This window comes from Nocardia cyriacigeorgica (assembly GCF_010868145.1).
In the GTDB taxonomy this organism is placed as follows: domain Bacteria; phylum Actinomycetota; class Actinomycetes; order Mycobacteriales; family Mycobacteriaceae; genus Nocardia; species Nocardia cyriacigeorgica_D.
This window is the reverse complement of record NZ_JAAGUY010000001.1, coordinates 759,662-776,117: the sequence shown is the minus strand read 5'-3', so window position 1 is coordinate 776,117 and position 16,456 is coordinate 759,662. Positions and strand designations below refer to the sequence as shown.

The window sequence follows — 16,456 nt, the reverse complement described above, 5'->3', positions numbered from 1 at the left end:
GTCGGCGGTTTCCGTACGATGAGGGTATGACCGAGCGCAAACCGCCCGATCTGACCTTCGAATCGTGGATCGACAAACAGGTCCGCGAAGCCGACGAGCGCGGCGAATTCTCGCAGCTGCCGGGCGCGGGTAAGCCTATTCCCGGTGCGGGCACCAGCGTCGAAGAAGACTGGTGGCTGCGCGACTACCTGCGCCGTGAAGGCGTGCGAGCCGACGGAATGCTGCCCGAGTCGCTGGTGTTGCGCCGCGATATCGAGCAGATCCGAGAGACGGTGCGAGAGCTGGATTCCGAGCGTGCGGTGCGGGCCGCGGTGTCCGAACTCAACCAGCGGATCGTGCGGTGGGTGCGTACTCCGACCCCACCGCATGTGCCGATCGCACCGGTCGATACCGACGAGGTGGTCACCCGGTGGCGGGCCGACCGTGCGCCCGCCCGCCGGGCGCAGTCTTCCCCGGCCGTCGAGCCACCGGTATCCGCATCCGGCAAGCGCCGGTGGTGGCAGCGCCGCGGCTGACCAAGGCGCTCAATCGGTTTCGCGCAACACCGTGTCCAGCACCCGGGCGATCCCGTCCGGATCAATGCCGGCGCCCGGGTCGTCGAGATACTGATGTAGTGCCTGCCGCACTGCGGTGAGCGACGGGTCCCGATCGAGCACCCATCGGGCGGCCGCGGCCTTTCCGATATGGCGTCCGGTCTCGGCGAAATACCAGTTTCGGCAGGCGGTGAGCACCATGAGCGCGGCGCTCTCGGTGTCATCGGTGAGCGTGCGCCAGGTGTGCAGCCAGTAGCGGCTACGGTCACGAATCCACTCCGGCGGCACCGGGCCGATCACCTGGTCCGGTGTCTGCCCAATGAGAGCCAGGCCGTCCTGGCGGGCCATCGACAGCTCGGCGGGCAGATCTGGGTCGGCCGCGACCGGTGGCTGCACCTCCACCCCCAGCGACGACCCGTCGTAGCGGCCGACATGGAACTCAGCCGGTGGGGCCGGGGTCGGTATGCGGGCGACATCGGCGAGAATGACGTGGAGGTCGACTCCGCTCGCGGCTCCCATCTCGGCTTGCCGCACCAACACCTCCAGTGCGGCGCGTTGCTCGCCGGTGAGTTCGCTGTCGCTGATCAGCAGCAGATCGATATCGCTGCGTCGGGGGCGAAAATCGCCGGTCGACAGCGAACCGTGCAGGATCACCGCGCGGGTCGCCGTACCGACGACGTCCGCGCACGAACGTGCGAGTTGTTCGGCCGCCGAGCGAGTGGAGACGATATCGGGAATGGTCACCGGACCACACCTACCAGAGCGAATACGGTTCGCCCAGTGGATTTCCCGGGTCAATCCGCAGTCCGGATCCGGCCGCTGCGTTGCCATCCGCGTTCGAACATCCGCATGAGCGGGGGATAGACCAGCAGGTAGCGGAACGGCAGGATCGCAGCCATGTAGGCGCGGCCGAACACGCCGTTGGGTTTGACCATGACGGCCATCTGTCCGCGGTAGCCGCCACTGCCATCGGCTACCCAGCTGATGTGCATGAGGGCGTGCACCGTGCGATTGGCCATCTCGGCGACCCATTCGTCGTCGGTCAGGAACACGGGCTGGAAGGGCACCGAATCGAATTCGGGTCCGCGTGGTCCGTCACGCAGATCATCGGGCAGACGGTCGCGCAGACTGGGGACACGGGCGCCGACACCCGCGTCGTCGCGGTCCCAGCCGAGCACGGCACCGAGTTTCCAGCGGATCGCGAACAGCGCCCGGTAGATCAGTGAGGGTGATGTGCCGTTCTCCCGATCCGGTGCGGTGAGCATCGCGAGCAGCCGCGGGAACTCATCGGGTCCGCCCGGAGTGGGCAACGCCCAGACATCTTCGACCGTGAAGTCCGGGGCTACGTCGTGGATCCGCCAGGGGCGGGAGGTGTGGGCGCTCATCGGGAGTCGCATCGTCGAGTCTCCATCTGTGTGGCGACACCAGCCACTGCGCGGGCGGGTGCGCAATGTCCTGATGTGGCAGAATGTCTCATGTATACGGCGCCGTATACGATAATCGTAGCGTTCCTGTCGGTGCTGTCAACGGCGTCGGCGATACTGAAGGCATGGTCGCCGTCACCCGAACTCCGAAGGCCAGCTGGATCGAGCAGGGCCTGCGTGCGCTCGCATCGGGCGGGCCGGACGCGGTTCGCGTCGAAGCGCTCGCCCAGTCCCTCGGTGTCACCAAGGGTGGGTTCTACGGGCATTTCGCCGACCGCAAGGCACTGCTGCGGGAGATGCTCGACACCTGGGAGCACGAGTGCACCTTCGATGTTCGCGAGCGGGTCGAGCGCGAGGGCGGCGACGCACGGGCCAAGGCCCGGCGGGCCGGTGTGCTCACCTTCTCCGACGACCGGCTGCGCCCCATCGACCTCGCCGTTCGCGACTGGGCCCGACGCGATGACGAGGTGGCCGAACGGCTGCGTCGGGTGGACAACTATCGCATCGGCTATCTGCGAGAACTGCTGGGCACCTTCTGTACCGACCCCGACGAGATCGAGGCCCGCAGCCTGATGGCGTTCAGTTTGGCGGTCGGCAAATACGTCATCGCCGCCGAACACGAGGGCCGCACCCGCGACGAGGTCGTCGCCAAGGCCTCCGCCATCCTGCTGCAACAGCCGCTCGACGACACCGGCCCCACCGAGACCGGTTAGCCGGCTCCGCTCGCTACGCTCGTCGAGTATGAGGCTCAGCGAGATCGCGGCCGAACTGTACGGGCTCGACCCGGGCGAGTTCGTCGCGGCGCGCAAGGACCGAGCGGCGCAAGCCAAGGACGCAGGCGATCGAGAACTGGCCGCCGCGGTCGCCGACCTGCGCAAACCCACCGTCGCCGCGTGGACGGTGAACCTGCTGGCCCGCGGCGCCCCTGACGAGGTGAACGCGCTCCTGCGGCTCGGCGCGGCGCTACGCGACGCACAGCGCACACTGTCCGGCGACGATCTGCGTCAGCTGACCCGGCAGCGGCAGCACGTAGTCAGCGCAGTGGCCACACGCGCCGGGGAGCTGGCTGTTGAGCATGATCGACCCGTCGGCGAACCCGTGCTCCGTGAAGTCGCCGCCACGCTGACGGCCGCGCTGGCCGACCCGGAGGTCGCCGATCAGGTGCGGAGCGGCACCCTGGCCAAGGCCGCCAGCTACGAAGGATTCGGCGAGGCTGCTCCGGCACTCGCCGCGGTGCCGGACACCGAGACCGATGAGGGGCGCCTGGCGCGCAAGCGTGGCACAGAAGATGGCCGGGGAAGTCGAGATCGCGCACGGCAACGCGAGGACCAGGAGGCCGAGCGAAGGAAAGCCGCAGACGAAGAACTCGACGCGGCGCGCCGAAACGCGGAATCCGCCCGCACCGACCTCCACTCGGCAGAAGGCGACGCCGCCGACGCCGAGCACCGGCTGCGTGAGACCGGCGACCGGCTCAACCGGCTACGTGAGGAGCTAACCGCTGCCGAGGAACAGCATCGCTTCGCCCGCACCGCCGAACGTGCCGCCCGCGAGACTGCCCGCGCGGCCGCGACCGAACTCGAACGGGCCGAGCGGCGGGTCCAGCGTGCCGAGCGCGCACGTGCGGAGCTGGACTGACCGTCAGTGCGCTGGTGGGCCCTCGTTTGTCGGCGGCAGGTAGTCACGCGCACCCACCCACTCCAGTGCCACGGCGGTGAACGCTTCGGAGGCGGCGCTGCGGTGGGCGGCCGTGTGGCGCAGGATCGCCACCGTCCGCGCGGGCAGCGGGGGATGGATCGGGATGCGGGTGAGTTCGGGATGGTCGTCGGTGACCGCGTCGGGGAGCACCGTCACCAGCGAGGTGTGGCGTACCACCTCGATCACCGCCTGGATCGAGTTGGCCTGCACGACGATACGCGGTTCGACACCGTGTCCGCGCAGATAGGAGTCGATATGCCTGCGGGTGACGAATCCGCCGCTGAGCAGGGCGAGGTCGAGACCGCCCAACTCGTCGACCCACAGCGGCGGCCGCGGCGTATCCGACGGGGCAGCGACCAGACCAAGTGTTTCTGCGTAGATCGGTGTCGCCTCGACGCCGGGCAGGTGTTGCTGCGCGAAGGCGATGCCCAGATCGAATTCGTCGGCGAGCAATCCGGTTTCGACCTTGTCCTGCGTGGTCTCGGTCAGCTCGACGGTGATGCCGGGGTGGCGGGCGTTCAGATCCGCCACCAGTGGACCGATCAGATAGGCAGTGAACGTCGGCGTCACGGCCAGGCGCAGATAGCCGCGGGTGAGGTCGGCGACATCGTGCACGGCCTGCTCCGCGGCAGCCACCTCGCGCAATGCGCGCCGCGCGTGGCGGACGTAGGCGGATCCGGCGTCGGTGAGCCGGACCGTTCGCCCGCCACGGTCGAGCAGTGGTCTACCGACCATGCGCTCGAGCTGCTTGATCTGCTGCGACAGCGTCGGCTGCGATAGGTGCAGATCCTCCGCGGCCCGACTGAAGTTGCCGTGTTCGGCCACCGAGATCAGGTAGCGCAGATGCCGAAGTTCCGGAGTCATCCAGTAACTATAGATGTGGACAATGCGCAGGAGGAGACTTCGGCAGCTGGCGCTATAGTCTGTGGTCGATAATTCCTGTCATCACGCCCCGTCGGCCCGCGCGGCATGGGTGGGTAGACGCCGGACCCCGGCCGACACCTCTTGAACCAGCCCGGTATAGCTCTCCACCAATTGCGCGAGGCGGTGTTCGGCATCGGTCACGCCCGTACGGTGCAGCGGACCGGTCGCCTTGAGGTGCTGCACGCGCATATAGGCGGCCACGATCCGGTCGACCACGGTGCCGAGTGTTTCGGTGTGCAGCACCGTTCCCCGGCGATGTTGCGGCACATGGTTTTCGGTCCACACGTCGATCGCGTGGATCAGCGAATCGCGTTGTGGTCCGGTCGCGGTGGTGTCATCGGATGCGGTGTACGGGTGCAGCGACGCGAGGTACCGCGCACAGCGGGTGACCGGATGACGGTCGGTCGACGCGCCGCCGGTATCGCTGCGGTGCAGGGCATCGATGAGATCCTGCGCGGTCGGTAGGCGTGCCGGGTCGAGGGCCGCAGCCCAGGTGGTGTCGTTGTCGGACGCTCCGGAGATCGAGTGGTGACGTTCCATCGCTTGCCCGCCTCTGCCCTAGCGTCCTCCCGCGCTCGGGCCTGTTCGGCCACGGGGACTCCCGGCCGGTATCCAGGGACGTGCTGTCGACCATGAATTCACGGTGCATGCCTTTCGCTCGCGGTGGCCGTCGGCGGCGTCATCGCTCATCGGGCGCGCGCCGGGTCCGTTCGGCCGATCAATGTCGGGTGATCTCGGAGGAGTGGGACCTCGGCCCGCCGCGAGATGCCGCCGAGCGGTCGGCTGGAGCCGCTCTCCGAGTGGAATGGTTCCGGCGCGCGACGAGGAGGGCGGCTGCCGAAGCCTGGTCGGTTGCCGCGCGTCACCATGGACCTTGGATGTGGATCGAAGTCTCGGAGAGTCTGTCCCACAATCGGATTATCGCCGCAGGTGCGCCCCTCCGCTGGCCAATCGGTGAATTGCGATCGCACTATTGCATATCGAACGCCATCATCGCCACCGTTGACTGCTCAGGGAATTCGGTATCGCCGCACCGGCGGATTGTTCGTCGTGCGTCCAGTGGCGTGGGCGACGCTACCCTGGGGTGCCATGGATACCGCCCGGGCCGCCCTACTGGAGCCTGCCGAACGTGCGGAGCCGGTGCGGGCGAACGGTCCGACCTCGGCGTTCCCGGCGATCCGATGGCCAGGTGTGCTGATCATGGCTTCGCTGCTGATCGCGGGGCAGCTCGTGCTGCGCGGCTGGGTCGCCGGGGCGGGGTATCTCTATTGGGACGACCTGATCCTGATCGGCCGCGCGGGCAGCGAATCGTTGTGGTCGGCGAAGCTGTTGCTGTACGACCACGACGGCCATTTCATGCCTGCCGCGTTCGCCACCGCGTGGCTGGTCACGGCGATCGCGCCGCTCGCATGGGCCGGTCCGGCGCTCACCATGCTGGTGTGGCAGGCAGCGGCTTCGGTGGCGGTGCTGCGCATGTTGGTTGTGTTACTCGGTCCGCGCCGGATGCTGCTGGTGCCCTTGATCTTCTATCTGTTCTGTCCGCTGACACTGCCCGCGTTCTCCTGGTGGTCGGCAGCGCTCAACGCCCTCCCGCTCCAGTTCGCGCTCGCCTGGGTGATCGCCGATGCGGTGCTGCTCGTGCGCACCGGCCGGCGCCGGTATGCGGTGACCGGTGTGGCGGTGCTGGTGGTGGGGCTGCTGTTCTTCGAGAAGTCCGTGGTCGTACCGTTCGTGGCGTTCGCCGTCGCGGCCATGGCGCGATATGTGGTGGGCGAGCGGGGCGCGGTGCGAGAGGTGGCGCGACGCGGTGCGCCGCTGTGGATCGGCTCGGCGCTGGTGCTCGGCTGTTGGCTGGTTGCCTACCTGGTGGTCGTCGATATCGCCACCGCACGCAGCGAGCCGGGTGATCTTGCCGGCCTGGTGCACAGTGCGACCTCACTCGGGGTGGTGCCCGCGTTGTCCGGCGGTCCGTGGGGGTGGGAGCGCTGGTTGCCCGCCGCGCCGTGGGCGATCCCGTCGTCCGCCGCGGTCGCGGTGTCGTGGATCGTGCTGGTGGCGATCGTGGTGTGGTCGATCCGAACGCGGCCCCGCGTGGCCGCTGTGTGGCTGATCGTGGTGACATATCTCGCGGTCGCCTTGGTGCCGGTGGCGCTTGCGCGCGGCGGTCCGAATACCGTCGACGAACTCATGCAATCGCTTCGCTATCTGGCTGATATGGCCGTCGTACTCACCGCATCATTCGCGCTGATGCTGTGCGCGCGGCGGAGAAGGCCGGAGCAGGTATCCCGTCCGCGGGGCGCTGTGGTGGTCGCGGCAGTAGTCGCGTTCACTGTCAGTAGTTCGTGGTCCACCATCACCTACGTACGTTCCTGGTCCGCCGGTACGACCGAGCGCTATCTCAGCACCGTCGCATCGGAACTCGGCGCGCTCGACGCGCCGCTGCTCGAGCAGGAGGTGCCGTGGACCGTGCTGAACCCCACGACGTATCCGCAGAACCTCGCGAGCCAGGTGCTCTCACCGATCGCCCGCCCCGGCACCTTTGCCGAATCCACGCCTCGGCTGCGGATGATCACCGATACCGGTGACATCGTGGACGCGCAGGTCTGGTGGAACCGCAATATCCGCCCCGGGCCACACTCTGGGTGCGGGTATCGCGTGCAGGGCGCCGAGCCGGTGCGGCTGCTGCTGGACGGCCCCATGCTCGCGCACAAATGGACCGTGCAGCTGAACTATCTGGCCGGACGTGATGGACTGGTCACCCTGGCCTTCGAACACGGCGACAAGGTCACGGTGCCGGTGCAGAAGGGTTTGCACACCGTTTTCGTTCGCGTCATCGGCAGCGGATCCGCCCTCCGGATCGCCACTGAAACCGCGGGACTCGATGTCTGCGTCGCCTCGGGCCCGGTCGGCGTCGCGTCGTACGACAACTGATCCCGGCGGTCGCGGCGACGCGCACGCGTGGGGCATCGGACACTACCACCCGAGCCAAATGCAGAGGGAGTGGTATGTGCGGGTACTTTGATATGCGCATCTATGAATGTTTATTGAGCATCAAAATTGGCCACCGGCTCGGCTCTGCCAGGAGAAGCGCGAAGTCTCCCCAAGGTTGGGAAGTGTAACCATCGGTATCAGTTAAATGAAAACGATTTGTACCGCGAGAGTTTCGCCACCTTAGGCTATGTGATCTACCGAATCAACTCTCTGTGGAGCTGTTCTATGCCACAACCTCCCGAGGAGTAGCGGGCGGGAGAATCGGGTAACGTACTGGCGAGTAGCGTCCGGCAACGTGGTCGGGCTCAGTGCGAATTGTTAAGGGACAGTGTTGGTTCAGTCCGCCGGGATCGTTCTTCGCCCGGCGACCGTGGGTGATATCGATGAGATCACGCGCGTCGTCGCCGAGGCATTCGAACACGACGATCCGATCGAAGAGTTCGTCTTCCCCTCGGAAGCGGTGCGACGCCGGAATGCGCCGCGCATGCTCAGGGTGATGTTGAAATACCGCTTCATACCCTCCGGGGGGGCGGAAATCGCGGTGCGTGACGGCGCCATCGTCGGCGCCATTCTCTGGTATCCGGCCGGATATCGAAAGAGCCTGTGGCGTGAAATGGTATCCGGGCCGCAATTCCTGTGGGCCATGGGATCGGCGACCCCACGCGGCATGGCCGTCGACGACGCGCTCGAGCGGGTTGCGCCGGTCCGACCGCACAATTTCGTGGTCTACCTCGGGTGTGAGCCGGCCGCGCAGCGCATGGGCGTCGGCAAAGCGTTGATGGTTTCGCTGCGGGACCGATCCGACCGGGAAGGCGTTCCGCTGTACGGGATCTGTAAAGAAGACAATGTCGGTTTCTATGCGGCACTCGGTGGTCGCCGAGTCGGTGAGACCACGATCGGCCGCGACGGCCCGGAAATGAAAGTCATGATGCGAGAGGCTGCCGGCGCGAACGTCTGACATATGCGCTCGGGCGGTTGAACAGCACGGCGGAGGTGAGGGGTTTCGCCGATCGTATCGGGGGGTCTCAGGGGTTTATTCGATGTGGGTGAGGAGTCTTCGTGTCTGATATCGCAATTGTCGGAATCGGTTGCCGTTATGCGGGTGGAATCGATTCTCCGGAATCGTTCTGGGACTTCATCGTCGACAAACGCGACGGCGTGGTCGACATTCCGGCCGAACGCTGGGACTACCGCCGCTACTACGATCCGGATCGCCGCACTCCCGGCCGCATGTACACCAAGCGCGCCGCCTTCATGACGGGCGATCCCTGGCAGTTCGATCCGGACTTCTTCGGCATCTCGCCGCGCGAGGCGGCAGCGATGGACCCACAACAGCGCCTCATTCTGGAAATCGCCTGGGAAGCCCTGGACGATGCGGGTATCGCCGGCAAGATCGCGGGCGAGTCGATCGGCGTCTACATCGGTGCCTTCACCATGGACCAGCTCGCGGTGTCGATGGCGGGTGAGGCACTGCCGTTCGTCGATATGCACACCGCGGTCGGCGCTTCGTACACGATGCTGTCCAACCGCATCGCCTACGCCCTCAATCTGGTCGGTCCGGCCGTCACCGTGGACACCGCATGCTCCTCGTCGCTGATCGCACTGCATCTGGCGTGCCAGGCCCTCGACAGCGGCGACTGCGAGGTCGCCATGGCCGGTGGCGTCACCATGCTGTTGCAGCCGGAACCGTTCGTCTCGATGTGTAAAGGCGGCTTCCTCGCCGCCGACGGCCGCAGCAAGCCGTTCGACGCCTCCGCCGACGGCTACGGTCGCGGTGAGGGGTCGGGCATGGTCGTGCTGAAGAAACTGGAGGCCGCCGAACGCGACGGCGACCGCATCTACGCCGTCATCAAGGCCACCGGCGCCAACCAGGACGGTCGCACCACCGCGATCACAGTGCCGAACGCCGATCTGCAGGAGGAGCTGGCCAAGAAGGTCACCCGTCGCGCCGGACTGGCACCGCACGAGATCACCTATGTGGAGGCGCACGGTACCGGCACGCCGGTCGGCGACCCGCTGGAATTGCAGGCCATCGGCCGGGCCTACGGCAAGGTCGAGGGGCGCACCGGACCGCTGGGTGTCGGCTCGGTGAAAGCACAGCTCGGCCACACCGAAGCGGCCTCCGGTGTCGCGAGCATCATCAAGTCGGCGCTGGCCATCGCGCATCGCACCATCGCACCGCAGGGCTGGCTGGACCAGCCCAACCCGGATATCCCGTTCGACGAGCTCGGTCTCGAGATTCAGCTCGACGCGCAGCCGGTCGGCCCCGAGGTCGAACGGATGACGGTGGCGGTCAACGGTTTCGGCTACGGCGGCACCAACGCTCATGCGATCCTCCAGGAATACCGCCCGGTCGAGGCGGCCGCGCAGACGGAGCCGAAGCATTTCGGTGTCCTGCCGATCTCGGCGCGCAGTGAGCAGGCCGCCCGCGATCTCGCCCGGGGCTTCGCCGGGCGCATTGCCGACGGAGCGGAGCCGGGCCACCTCGCCGAGGCGGCGTGGACGCGTCGCCAGCACCATGTCTTCCGCACCGCGCTGACCTTCGGCGACGATACCGAGCTGGTGCGCGCGCTGGTCGATTTCGCCGGCGGTGAGGGCCGGGGCGCGACCAAGGTGATCCCGCGCAAGGTCGACGAGCCGGTCTTCGTGTTCACCGGTATGGGTCCGCAGTGGTGGGCCATGGGCCGCGAACTATTGCAGTCCGAGGGTGTCTTCGCGGACGAGGCGGCACGGATCGACGCGGTCTTCCAGGAGATCTCGGGCTGGTCCATCGTCGAGGAACTGCTGCGCCCGGAGGAGGAATCGAAGGTCACCACCACCGCGGTGGCGCAGCCTGCCAACTTCCTGGTGCAAGTGTCGCTGTTCACTCTGCTGGCCGAACTCGGTGTGCGCCCGGCCGCGGTGGTCGGGCACAGCGTCGGCGAAGTATCGGCGGCCTACGTCACGGGGATGCTGTCGTTGCGGGACGCTCTGCTGGTCAGCTACCACCGGGCGCGGCTGCAGGCCACGACGGCGGGCACCGGTGGGATGCTGGCCGTCGGGCTGGCGCCCGAGGCGGCCCGTGAATTGATCGACGGCGACGACCGCGTCGACGTCGCGGCCATCAACAGCCCGAACGCGGTCACCCTCGCCGGTGACGCGGCCCGTCTCGATGCGATCGCCGAACAGCTCACCGCGCAGGGCACTTTCGCCAAGCGACTACACGTCGAGGTGCCTTACCACAGCTACCTCATGGAGCCGATCCTCGACGAGCTGCGCATGGTGCTCGCGGACCTGCGACTGTCGGATCCGGTGCTTCCGCTGTACTCGACGGTGACCGGCGAACGAGTCACCAGTGGGGACTGGAACGCGGAGTACTGGTGCGCCAATGTCCGTCAGCCGGTGCGGTTCGCCGACGCGATCACCGGTCTGGTCGGCGCGGGCAGCCGGATATTCCTCGAGGTCGGCCCGCACCCGGTGCTCGGCGCGAACATCCGCGAGATCCTGATCGGAGCGGGTGAGGCCGGCACCAGCATCGCGACGTTGAGCCGCAAACAGGTGGACTCCGAGAGCATCCGGCAGACCATCGGCGGCCTCTACACCGCGGGTGTGCTCGATATCGACGCCCTGTTCGCGGGTCACACGGTGACTCCACACATCGACCTGCCCCGCTACCCGTGGCAGCGGACGGTGCTGCACAACGAGCTACCGGGGCTGACACAGGCCAAGTACGGCACACCGGGCGGCTACCCGATGCTCGGTGACCCGGATCTGATGGATCCGGCATCGTGGACGGTGCGGCTGAGCCTTGCTGCGCTGCCGTGGTTGGACGACCACGTCGTCGGGGGGGCGCGGATCCTGCCCGGCGCGGCGTATCTGGATGCGGCGCTCAGTGCTGCCGCGTTGCGGACCGAAGCGGCGAACGTCGCGGTCGAAGATGTGCGCTTCGTGGCGCCACTGATCATCGCCGACGGCGCGGCGCCCGTGGTGGAGTTTGCCGTGGAGGAGTCGACGCAGCGGTTCACCATCCGTTCGCGGGGCGCCGCCGAGGCCACCTGGACCGTCCACGCCCTCGGCAGACTGGTCACCGGAACGTTCGAACCGTCGAAGGTGGAATTGCCCGACGCCGCCGACATGCTCGACATCGACCCGGCCGCCTTCTACGCCGGGCTCGCCGAGCGTGGTCTGGCCTATGGTCCGGCTTTCCAGCGCGCCACGTCGGTGCGGATCGCCGATTCCACCGTATTGGCCACTCTCGACGGCAGTATCGCCCGCGATTCCGGCCATCTGGCGCACCCGTGTGTGGTCGACGCGGCGCTGCAGAGTGTCGCGGCGCTGCTGGCGGGGACCGCGAATTCCCAGGACGGGGCTATGGTTCCGGTCGGCGTCGACGGGGTACGGGCCTTTGCGAAGATCCCGGACGAGGTGATCGTGGTCGCCCGGCTCGACACCGACGGCGAGCCGGGCGCCGATATCGATCTGCTCGATGCCGAACACAACCTGGTCGTGCGGATCGCGGGGATGCGATTCGGCTCCATCGCGCCGGGACGCAGTGCGGTGCAACGGATGACGGACTTCTTCTACGAAGACCGTTGGGAGATGCGCGATCCGGTCGACCGCAGCGGACTGCCCGACCCCGAGACCGCGTTCACCCTCGTCATCGAACTCGGCTCGCAGGTCGGCAGCCGGGCGACGCAAGTCGCGGGCACCGCACAACGGTCCGAGATCATCACCGTCGATGATCCGGCGCGCGGGGACCTGGAGACCGTGATGCTGGAGCGCGTGCGTGCCGCGGCCGCCGTTGACGGTGTCGACCGCGTACACGTGGTGGTCGTCGCGGGCTCGGAATACCCGGACATGGACAACCTCTGGACGCTGCGCAGGCTCGCGGTGATGCTCGAGGGCTTCCTCGAGGTCTGGCTGGAGGAGCGCGCAGCCGAGGTGTCGATCATCGGCGACGGCTCGATCCACGCCACCCTGATCACTGAGCACGCGTTCGCGCATCCGCAGGACGATATCGCGCCGAACCCGAGCCATGCGGCGCTCGCCGGTGCCCGTCGCGTGCTGTTGAACGAGCAGCCGCGGCTGCGGTGGCGGCTGGTGGACGTCGACGCCGGCACCAGCGACGCGGACCTGGCTGCCGAGTTGGCCATCGGCGGCGCCTTCACCCACGACCACTCCGACGAGGTGTTCCTGCGCAACGGCCTGCGTTGGGTGACGGTGGTCGATGCGTCGCTGCCCGGCCGGCTCGAGGCGCTCGACGACGCGGTGCCGCTGGAGGATCCGGAGGCCAACTTCACCCTGGAGCTGCCGAAATCGCGGGTGCTGTCGCGGTTGGGCTGGCGGCGGTGCGATCGTCGCGAACCCGGGCCGACCGAGGTCGAGATCCGGATCCGGGCGGTCGGGCTCAATTACAAGGACCCGTTGAAGGTGATCGGTGTGCTCACCGAACGTGAGCTCGCTGGCACCTTCTTCGGCACCACACCGGGCATGGAAGGAATCGGCACCGTCGTGCGGGCAGGCTCGCAGGTCGAGCATGTGGCTGTCGGTGACCAGGTCAGCCTCGGCTCCAAGGGCATGATCAGCCGCTTCCACACCACCGACGCCGATCTGGTGCGCAGGCTGGCCCCGGACGTGGATCCGGCGCACTGCACCAATGCCACCGCCTTCGCCACCGCCGAACATTCGCTGCTGGAACTGGCGCGGGTGCAGCCGGGGGAGACGGTGCTGGTGCACGGTGCCGCGGGCGGTGTCGGTGCGGCGACCGTTCAGATCGCGAAAGCCCACGGCGCATACGTGATCGGCACCGCGAGCACCGACGAGCGGCGCGCGTACGTGCTGTCGCAGGGCGCTGATCACGTGCTGAACTCGCGGTCGCTGAACTTCGTCGACGACGTGCTCGGTCTGACAGACGGCCGCGGTGCCGACGTGGTGATCAGCTCGGCACCCGGGGAGATCCTGCGCCAGAACTTCAAGGCCATCGCGGAATTCGGCCGGATCGTGGAGGTCGGTAAGGCCGACATCTACACCGGCGGCATGCTCGACCTGCGTCACTTCGACAAGAACGTCTCCTACCACTCGATAGATCTGGATCGGATGTTGGCGTTGCGCAGGCACGCCACGGTCGAGCTGGTACAGCGCAGCTACACCACCATCGCCGCGGGCACCTACCGCCCGCTGCCGTATGAGTCCTACGGGACCGCGGATGTGGCAAAGGCGTTCGAGGAGGTCGCACGGTCGAGCAAGATCGGCCGGGTCGCGCTGAACCTGGAAGACGAAGCGCCACTGGTGCGTCCGCAGATTCCCGAGGTCACCATCGATCCCGAGGGGCAATACCTGATCACCGGCGGTTTCGGTGCGTTCGGGCTGGCCATGGGGCGCTGGCTGGTCGCCAAGGGCGCGACGCGACTGAACCTGCTCGGCCGCGGCGGCGCCACCAGCGACGCCGCCAAGCAGCAGCTGGCGATCTGGCAGGACCAGGGTATCGAGATCACCACCGAACGGGTCGACGTCACCGACCCGGAGGCCATCGCGGCAGTCGTCGCACGGGCCCACACCGCGGCACATCCACTGCGGGGTGTGCTGCACACCGCGGGTGTGGTGGACGACAAGCGCATCTCGGTGATGGATCGGGACAGTCTCGCTTCGGTATTCCGCCCGAAGGTCGATGGTGTGCGGGCTCTGCTGCACGGGCTCACCACCGCGGGCGCCGAGCTCGACCTGTTCGTGCTCTTCTCCTCCGGCAGCGCCATCTTCGGCGGCGTCGGCCAGTACGCGTACACCGCCGCGAACCTCACCCTCCAGGCGGTGGCCGATGTGGTCGTACGCAAGGGCGGCAAAGCGCTGGCCGTCGGCTGGGGTCACATGTCGGGCGGCGGTATGGCCGCGGCCGATGAGAACCTGGCGCGCTACCTGCGCAACACCGGTTTCGACTCCATCGACATGGACGAGAGCACCGAGTACCTCGAGGAAGCGCTGAAGCTGGGGCTGCACCACTACGGTGCCATCTTCCCGATCGACTGGGGCAAGGTCGATGCGACCGCGCCGTTCTTCGGGATGACCGGCCGGGTGGAAGCCCAGATCGCGGCCGCGGCCAAGGACGATTCGGCCGCCGCGCAACTGGCGGCCGCCCTACGCGACCTCGACGAGGGCAAACGCAATGATGTGGTCGCGCATATGCTCGCCGAGCAGCTCGCGTCGGTGATGGGCGTGTCCGCGGAATCGATCGACCTGACCGTCCCGGTACCGGAGCTGGGTCTCGACTCGCTGATGGCGGTCGAGTTCGGCGCCCTGATCACCAAGTCGCTCGGCGTGGATATGGCCTCGCTGCAGATGGGACGCACCTTCACCCTCGAACAGGCGGGTGCCAAGGTCGCCGCATTCATCGTCGAGGGGAGCAGCTCGCGAGCAGCCGCACTCGCCGCAACCGAACCGACAGCGACGGCAACGGAAGAGGTGCCCGCATGACCGAGTCGGCGCGCGATCTGGCCCGGAAACTGTTGTCCGGCACCGGCACCGGCACCGGCACCGGTACCCCCGCCGCTTCCGGCTCGGCCCGGCCCACGGCCCCGGCCACCCAAGTACGTCCTGCCGCGGCGTCTGCTCCGCGTAGACGCCGCGGACCCGGCCGCCACTTCGTCGACCATCCTGAGGTGGCGGCGATGGTGGCGCGCAAGGCGGCGATCGCCGGTCTGTACGAGCAGACCGGTATGCCCAACCCACTGTTCCTCCTGCGCACCGGCGCCAACGATGCGACGATGCGGGTGGGCGAGCGGGAATTGCTGAACTTCAGCGCCTACAACTATCTGGGGCTGGCCAACCATCCCAGGGTCGTGGCGGGTGCGAAGGCAGCCCTGGACCGGTACGGCGCCTCGGCGTCGGCGAGCCGCATCCTGGCCGGCGAGATCGCCCTCTACGGCGAACTCGAACAACGACTGGCGGACTGGTATGGGGTCGGTGATGCCATGATCACCACCAGCGGCTACCTCACCAACGCCGGTGTGCTCGGGTTCCTGATGGGCGACGGTGACGTCGCGGTGTGCGACGCGTTGATCCACGGCAGCATCGTCTCCGGCACTCAATGGGCCGGTTGTCGGCGAATCACCTTCCGGCACAACGATCCCGAGGCCCTGCGTTCCGTGCTGCGGATGTCGCGCAACGGTTTCGACCGAGCGTTGGTTGTGGTCGAGGGCCACTACAGCATGGATGGCACGGTGGGCCGGGTGGACGAGCTGGCCGCCATCGCCAGGGAGTACGACTGCGCGGTCATGGTCGACGAAGCGCATTCGCTTGGTGTGTTCGGTGCGCGCGGACGCGGCATCCGTGAGCATTACGCGATGGCAGGCGAGGACGTCGACATCTGGATGGGAACCCTGTCCAAAGCCCTGGGCAGTGTTGGCGGATTCATCGCCGGAGACGCCGATCTGATCGGCGCGATGAAGGCCGCCGCGCCCGGTGTCGCGATGCTCACCGGCGGTCCAGCACCATCGGCGGTCGGGGCCGCCCTGGCCGCCCTCGACGTGCTCGACGATGAGCCGGAACGGCTGACGCGCCTGTGGGTGAACGCGAAGTTGTTCACCGCGATGCTGGCCGAACGTGGGGTGAATCTCGGTGATTCCCAAGGGACTCCGATCATCCCGGTGATCGTGCCTGGCGAGATCCGCTCCGGGTTCGTCGCATCCTCGCTGCTGCAACAGGGGGTGTACGCGGGCAATATCTCCGCGCCCGCGGTCCCGGCCGGGCAGGAGCGGCTGCGCTTCTTCGTCACCTCCGAGCACACCGAAGGCCAGCTCACCTCGACGGCGAATCTGCTGGCCGAGGCAATCGCGGCCGCCGAGCATGTACCCGACCCCACCGCACCGAACTGAGCGCTGTGGCAACGACATTCGACGATGAACAATGAGAGGGTGA

11 protein-coding genes are annotated in these 16,456 nt (G+C 67.5%); 7 read left to right on the top strand and 4 right to left on the bottom strand.

The features are described 5' to 3' along the window. Positions 1-26: 26 nt before the first annotated feature. A complete protein-coding gene (locus GV792_RS03460) occupies positions 27-515 on the top strand; it encodes a DnaJ family domain-containing protein (protein WP_163822087.1) in 489 nt (162 codons plus the stop codon). Positions 516-524: 9 nt separating this feature from the next. Here the strand turns inward: GV792_RS03460 and GV792_RS03455 are convergent, their stop codons facing one another. After that, a complete protein-coding gene (locus GV792_RS03455) occupies positions 525-1,277 on the bottom strand; it encodes an aminoglycoside adenylyltransferase domain-containing protein (protein WP_163822086.1) in 753 nt (250 codons plus the stop codon). Positions 1,278-1,327: 50 nt separating this feature from the next. Further along, positions 1,328-1,930, bottom strand: a complete 603-nt coding sequence (locus tag GV792_RS03450) for a DUF2867 domain-containing protein (protein ID WP_163822085.1) — start codon at positions 1,928-1,930, stop codon at positions 1,328-1,330. A 152-nt stretch (positions 1,931-2,082) separates the two neighbouring features. Between GV792_RS03450 and GV792_RS03445 the strand changes: the two genes are divergently transcribed. Together GV792_RS03445 and GV792_RS03440 are read left to right on the top strand one after the other, a co-directional pair. Next, complete coding sequence (locus tag GV792_RS03445; protein ID WP_163822084.1) at positions 2,083-2,670, top strand: TetR/AcrR family transcriptional regulator; 588 nt, start codon at positions 2,083-2,085, stop codon at positions 2,668-2,670. Between the two features lie 28 nt (positions 2,671-2,698). Then, positions 2,699-3,592, top strand: coding sequence for a hypothetical protein (locus tag GV792_RS03440; RefSeq protein ID WP_163822083.1), 894 nt, complete (start codon positions 2,699-2,701; stop codon positions 3,590-3,592). A 3-nt stretch (positions 3,593-3,595) separates the two neighbouring features. Here the strand turns inward: GV792_RS03440 and cynR are convergent, their stop codons facing one another. Next, positions 3,596-4,516 (bottom strand): transcriptional regulator CynR, encoded by a 921-nt coding sequence (cynR, locus tag GV792_RS03435; protein ID WP_163822082.1) that lies wholly within the window; start codon positions 4,514-4,516, stop codon positions 3,596-3,598. Positions 4,517-4,597: 81 nt separating this feature from the next. Further along, entirely contained in the window at positions 4,598-5,116 is a 519-nt protein-coding gene (locus GV792_RS03430; RefSeq protein ID WP_163822081.1) for a DUF4254 domain-containing protein, read from the bottom strand. Positions 5,117-5,665: 549 nt separating this feature from the next. On the opposite strand from GV792_RS03430, the gene GV792_RS03425 reads away from it, so the two are divergent. The 4 genes from GV792_RS03425 to GV792_RS03410 all read left to right on the top strand — a co-directional run bounded on the left by GV792_RS03425 (position 5,666) and on the right by GV792_RS03410 (position 16,413). Beyond that, positions 5,666-7,507 carry a hypothetical protein gene (locus GV792_RS03425; RefSeq protein WP_256668550.1) on the top strand — a complete coding sequence of 614 codons (1,842 nt, stop codon included), beginning with the start codon at positions 5,666-5,668 and terminating at the stop codon, positions 7,505-7,507. 430 nt (positions 7,508-7,937) lie between these two features. Further along, on the top strand, positions 7,938-8,525 hold the full coding sequence (locus tag GV792_RS03420) for a GNAT family N-acetyltransferase (RefSeq protein ID WP_309138574.1): 588 nt from the start codon (positions 7,938-7,940) through the stop codon (positions 8,523-8,525). A 101-nt stretch (positions 8,526-8,626) separates the two neighbouring features. Next, positions 8,627-15,013: a type I polyketide synthase gene (locus tag GV792_RS03415; protein WP_163822079.1), complete on the top strand. Its 6,387-nt coding sequence runs from the start codon at positions 8,627-8,629 to the stop codon at positions 15,011-15,013. After that, positions 15,010-16,413: an aminotransferase class I/II-fold pyridoxal phosphate-dependent enzyme gene (locus GV792_RS03410; RefSeq protein ID WP_163822078.1), complete on the top strand. Its 1,404-nt coding sequence runs from the start codon at positions 15,010-15,012 to the stop codon at positions 16,411-16,413. Before GV792_RS03415 ends, GV792_RS03410 begins: the two co-directional genes overlap by 4 nt. Positions 16,414-16,456: the final 43 nt, after the last annotated feature.

What these genes read in the sequence shown, in the direction of transcription:
- GV792_RS03460 (WP_163822087.1), top strand. Translation starts at nt 27, where the DNA reads ATGACCGAGCGCAAACCGCCCGATCTGACCTTCGAATCGTGGATCGAC.
- GV792_RS03430 (WP_163822081.1), bottom strand. Translation starts at nt 5,116, where the DNA reads ATGGAACGTCACCACTCGATCTCCGGAGCGTCCGACAACGACACCACC.
- cynR (WP_163822082.1), bottom strand. Translation starts at nt 4,516, where the DNA reads ATGACTCCGGAACTTCGGCATCTGCGCTACCTGATCTCGGTGGCCGAA.
- GV792_RS03450 (WP_163822085.1), bottom strand. Translation starts at nt 1,930, where the DNA reads ATGCGACTCCCGATGAGCGCCCACACCTCCCGCCCCTGGCGGATCCAC.
- GV792_RS03445 (WP_163822084.1), top strand. Translation starts at nt 2,083, where the DNA reads ATGGTCGCCGTCACCCGAACTCCGAAGGCCAGCTGGATCGAGCAGGGC.
- GV792_RS03410 (WP_163822078.1), top strand. Translation starts at nt 15,010, where the DNA reads ATGACCGAGTCGGCGCGCGATCTGGCCCGGAAACTGTTGTCCGGCACC.
- GV792_RS03425 (WP_256668550.1), top strand. Translation starts at nt 5,666, where the DNA reads ATGGATACCGCCCGGGCCGCCCTACTGGAGCCTGCCGAACGTGCGGAG.
- GV792_RS03440 (WP_163822083.1), top strand. Translation starts at nt 2,699, where the DNA reads ATGAGGCTCAGCGAGATCGCGGCCGAACTGTACGGGCTCGACCCGGGC.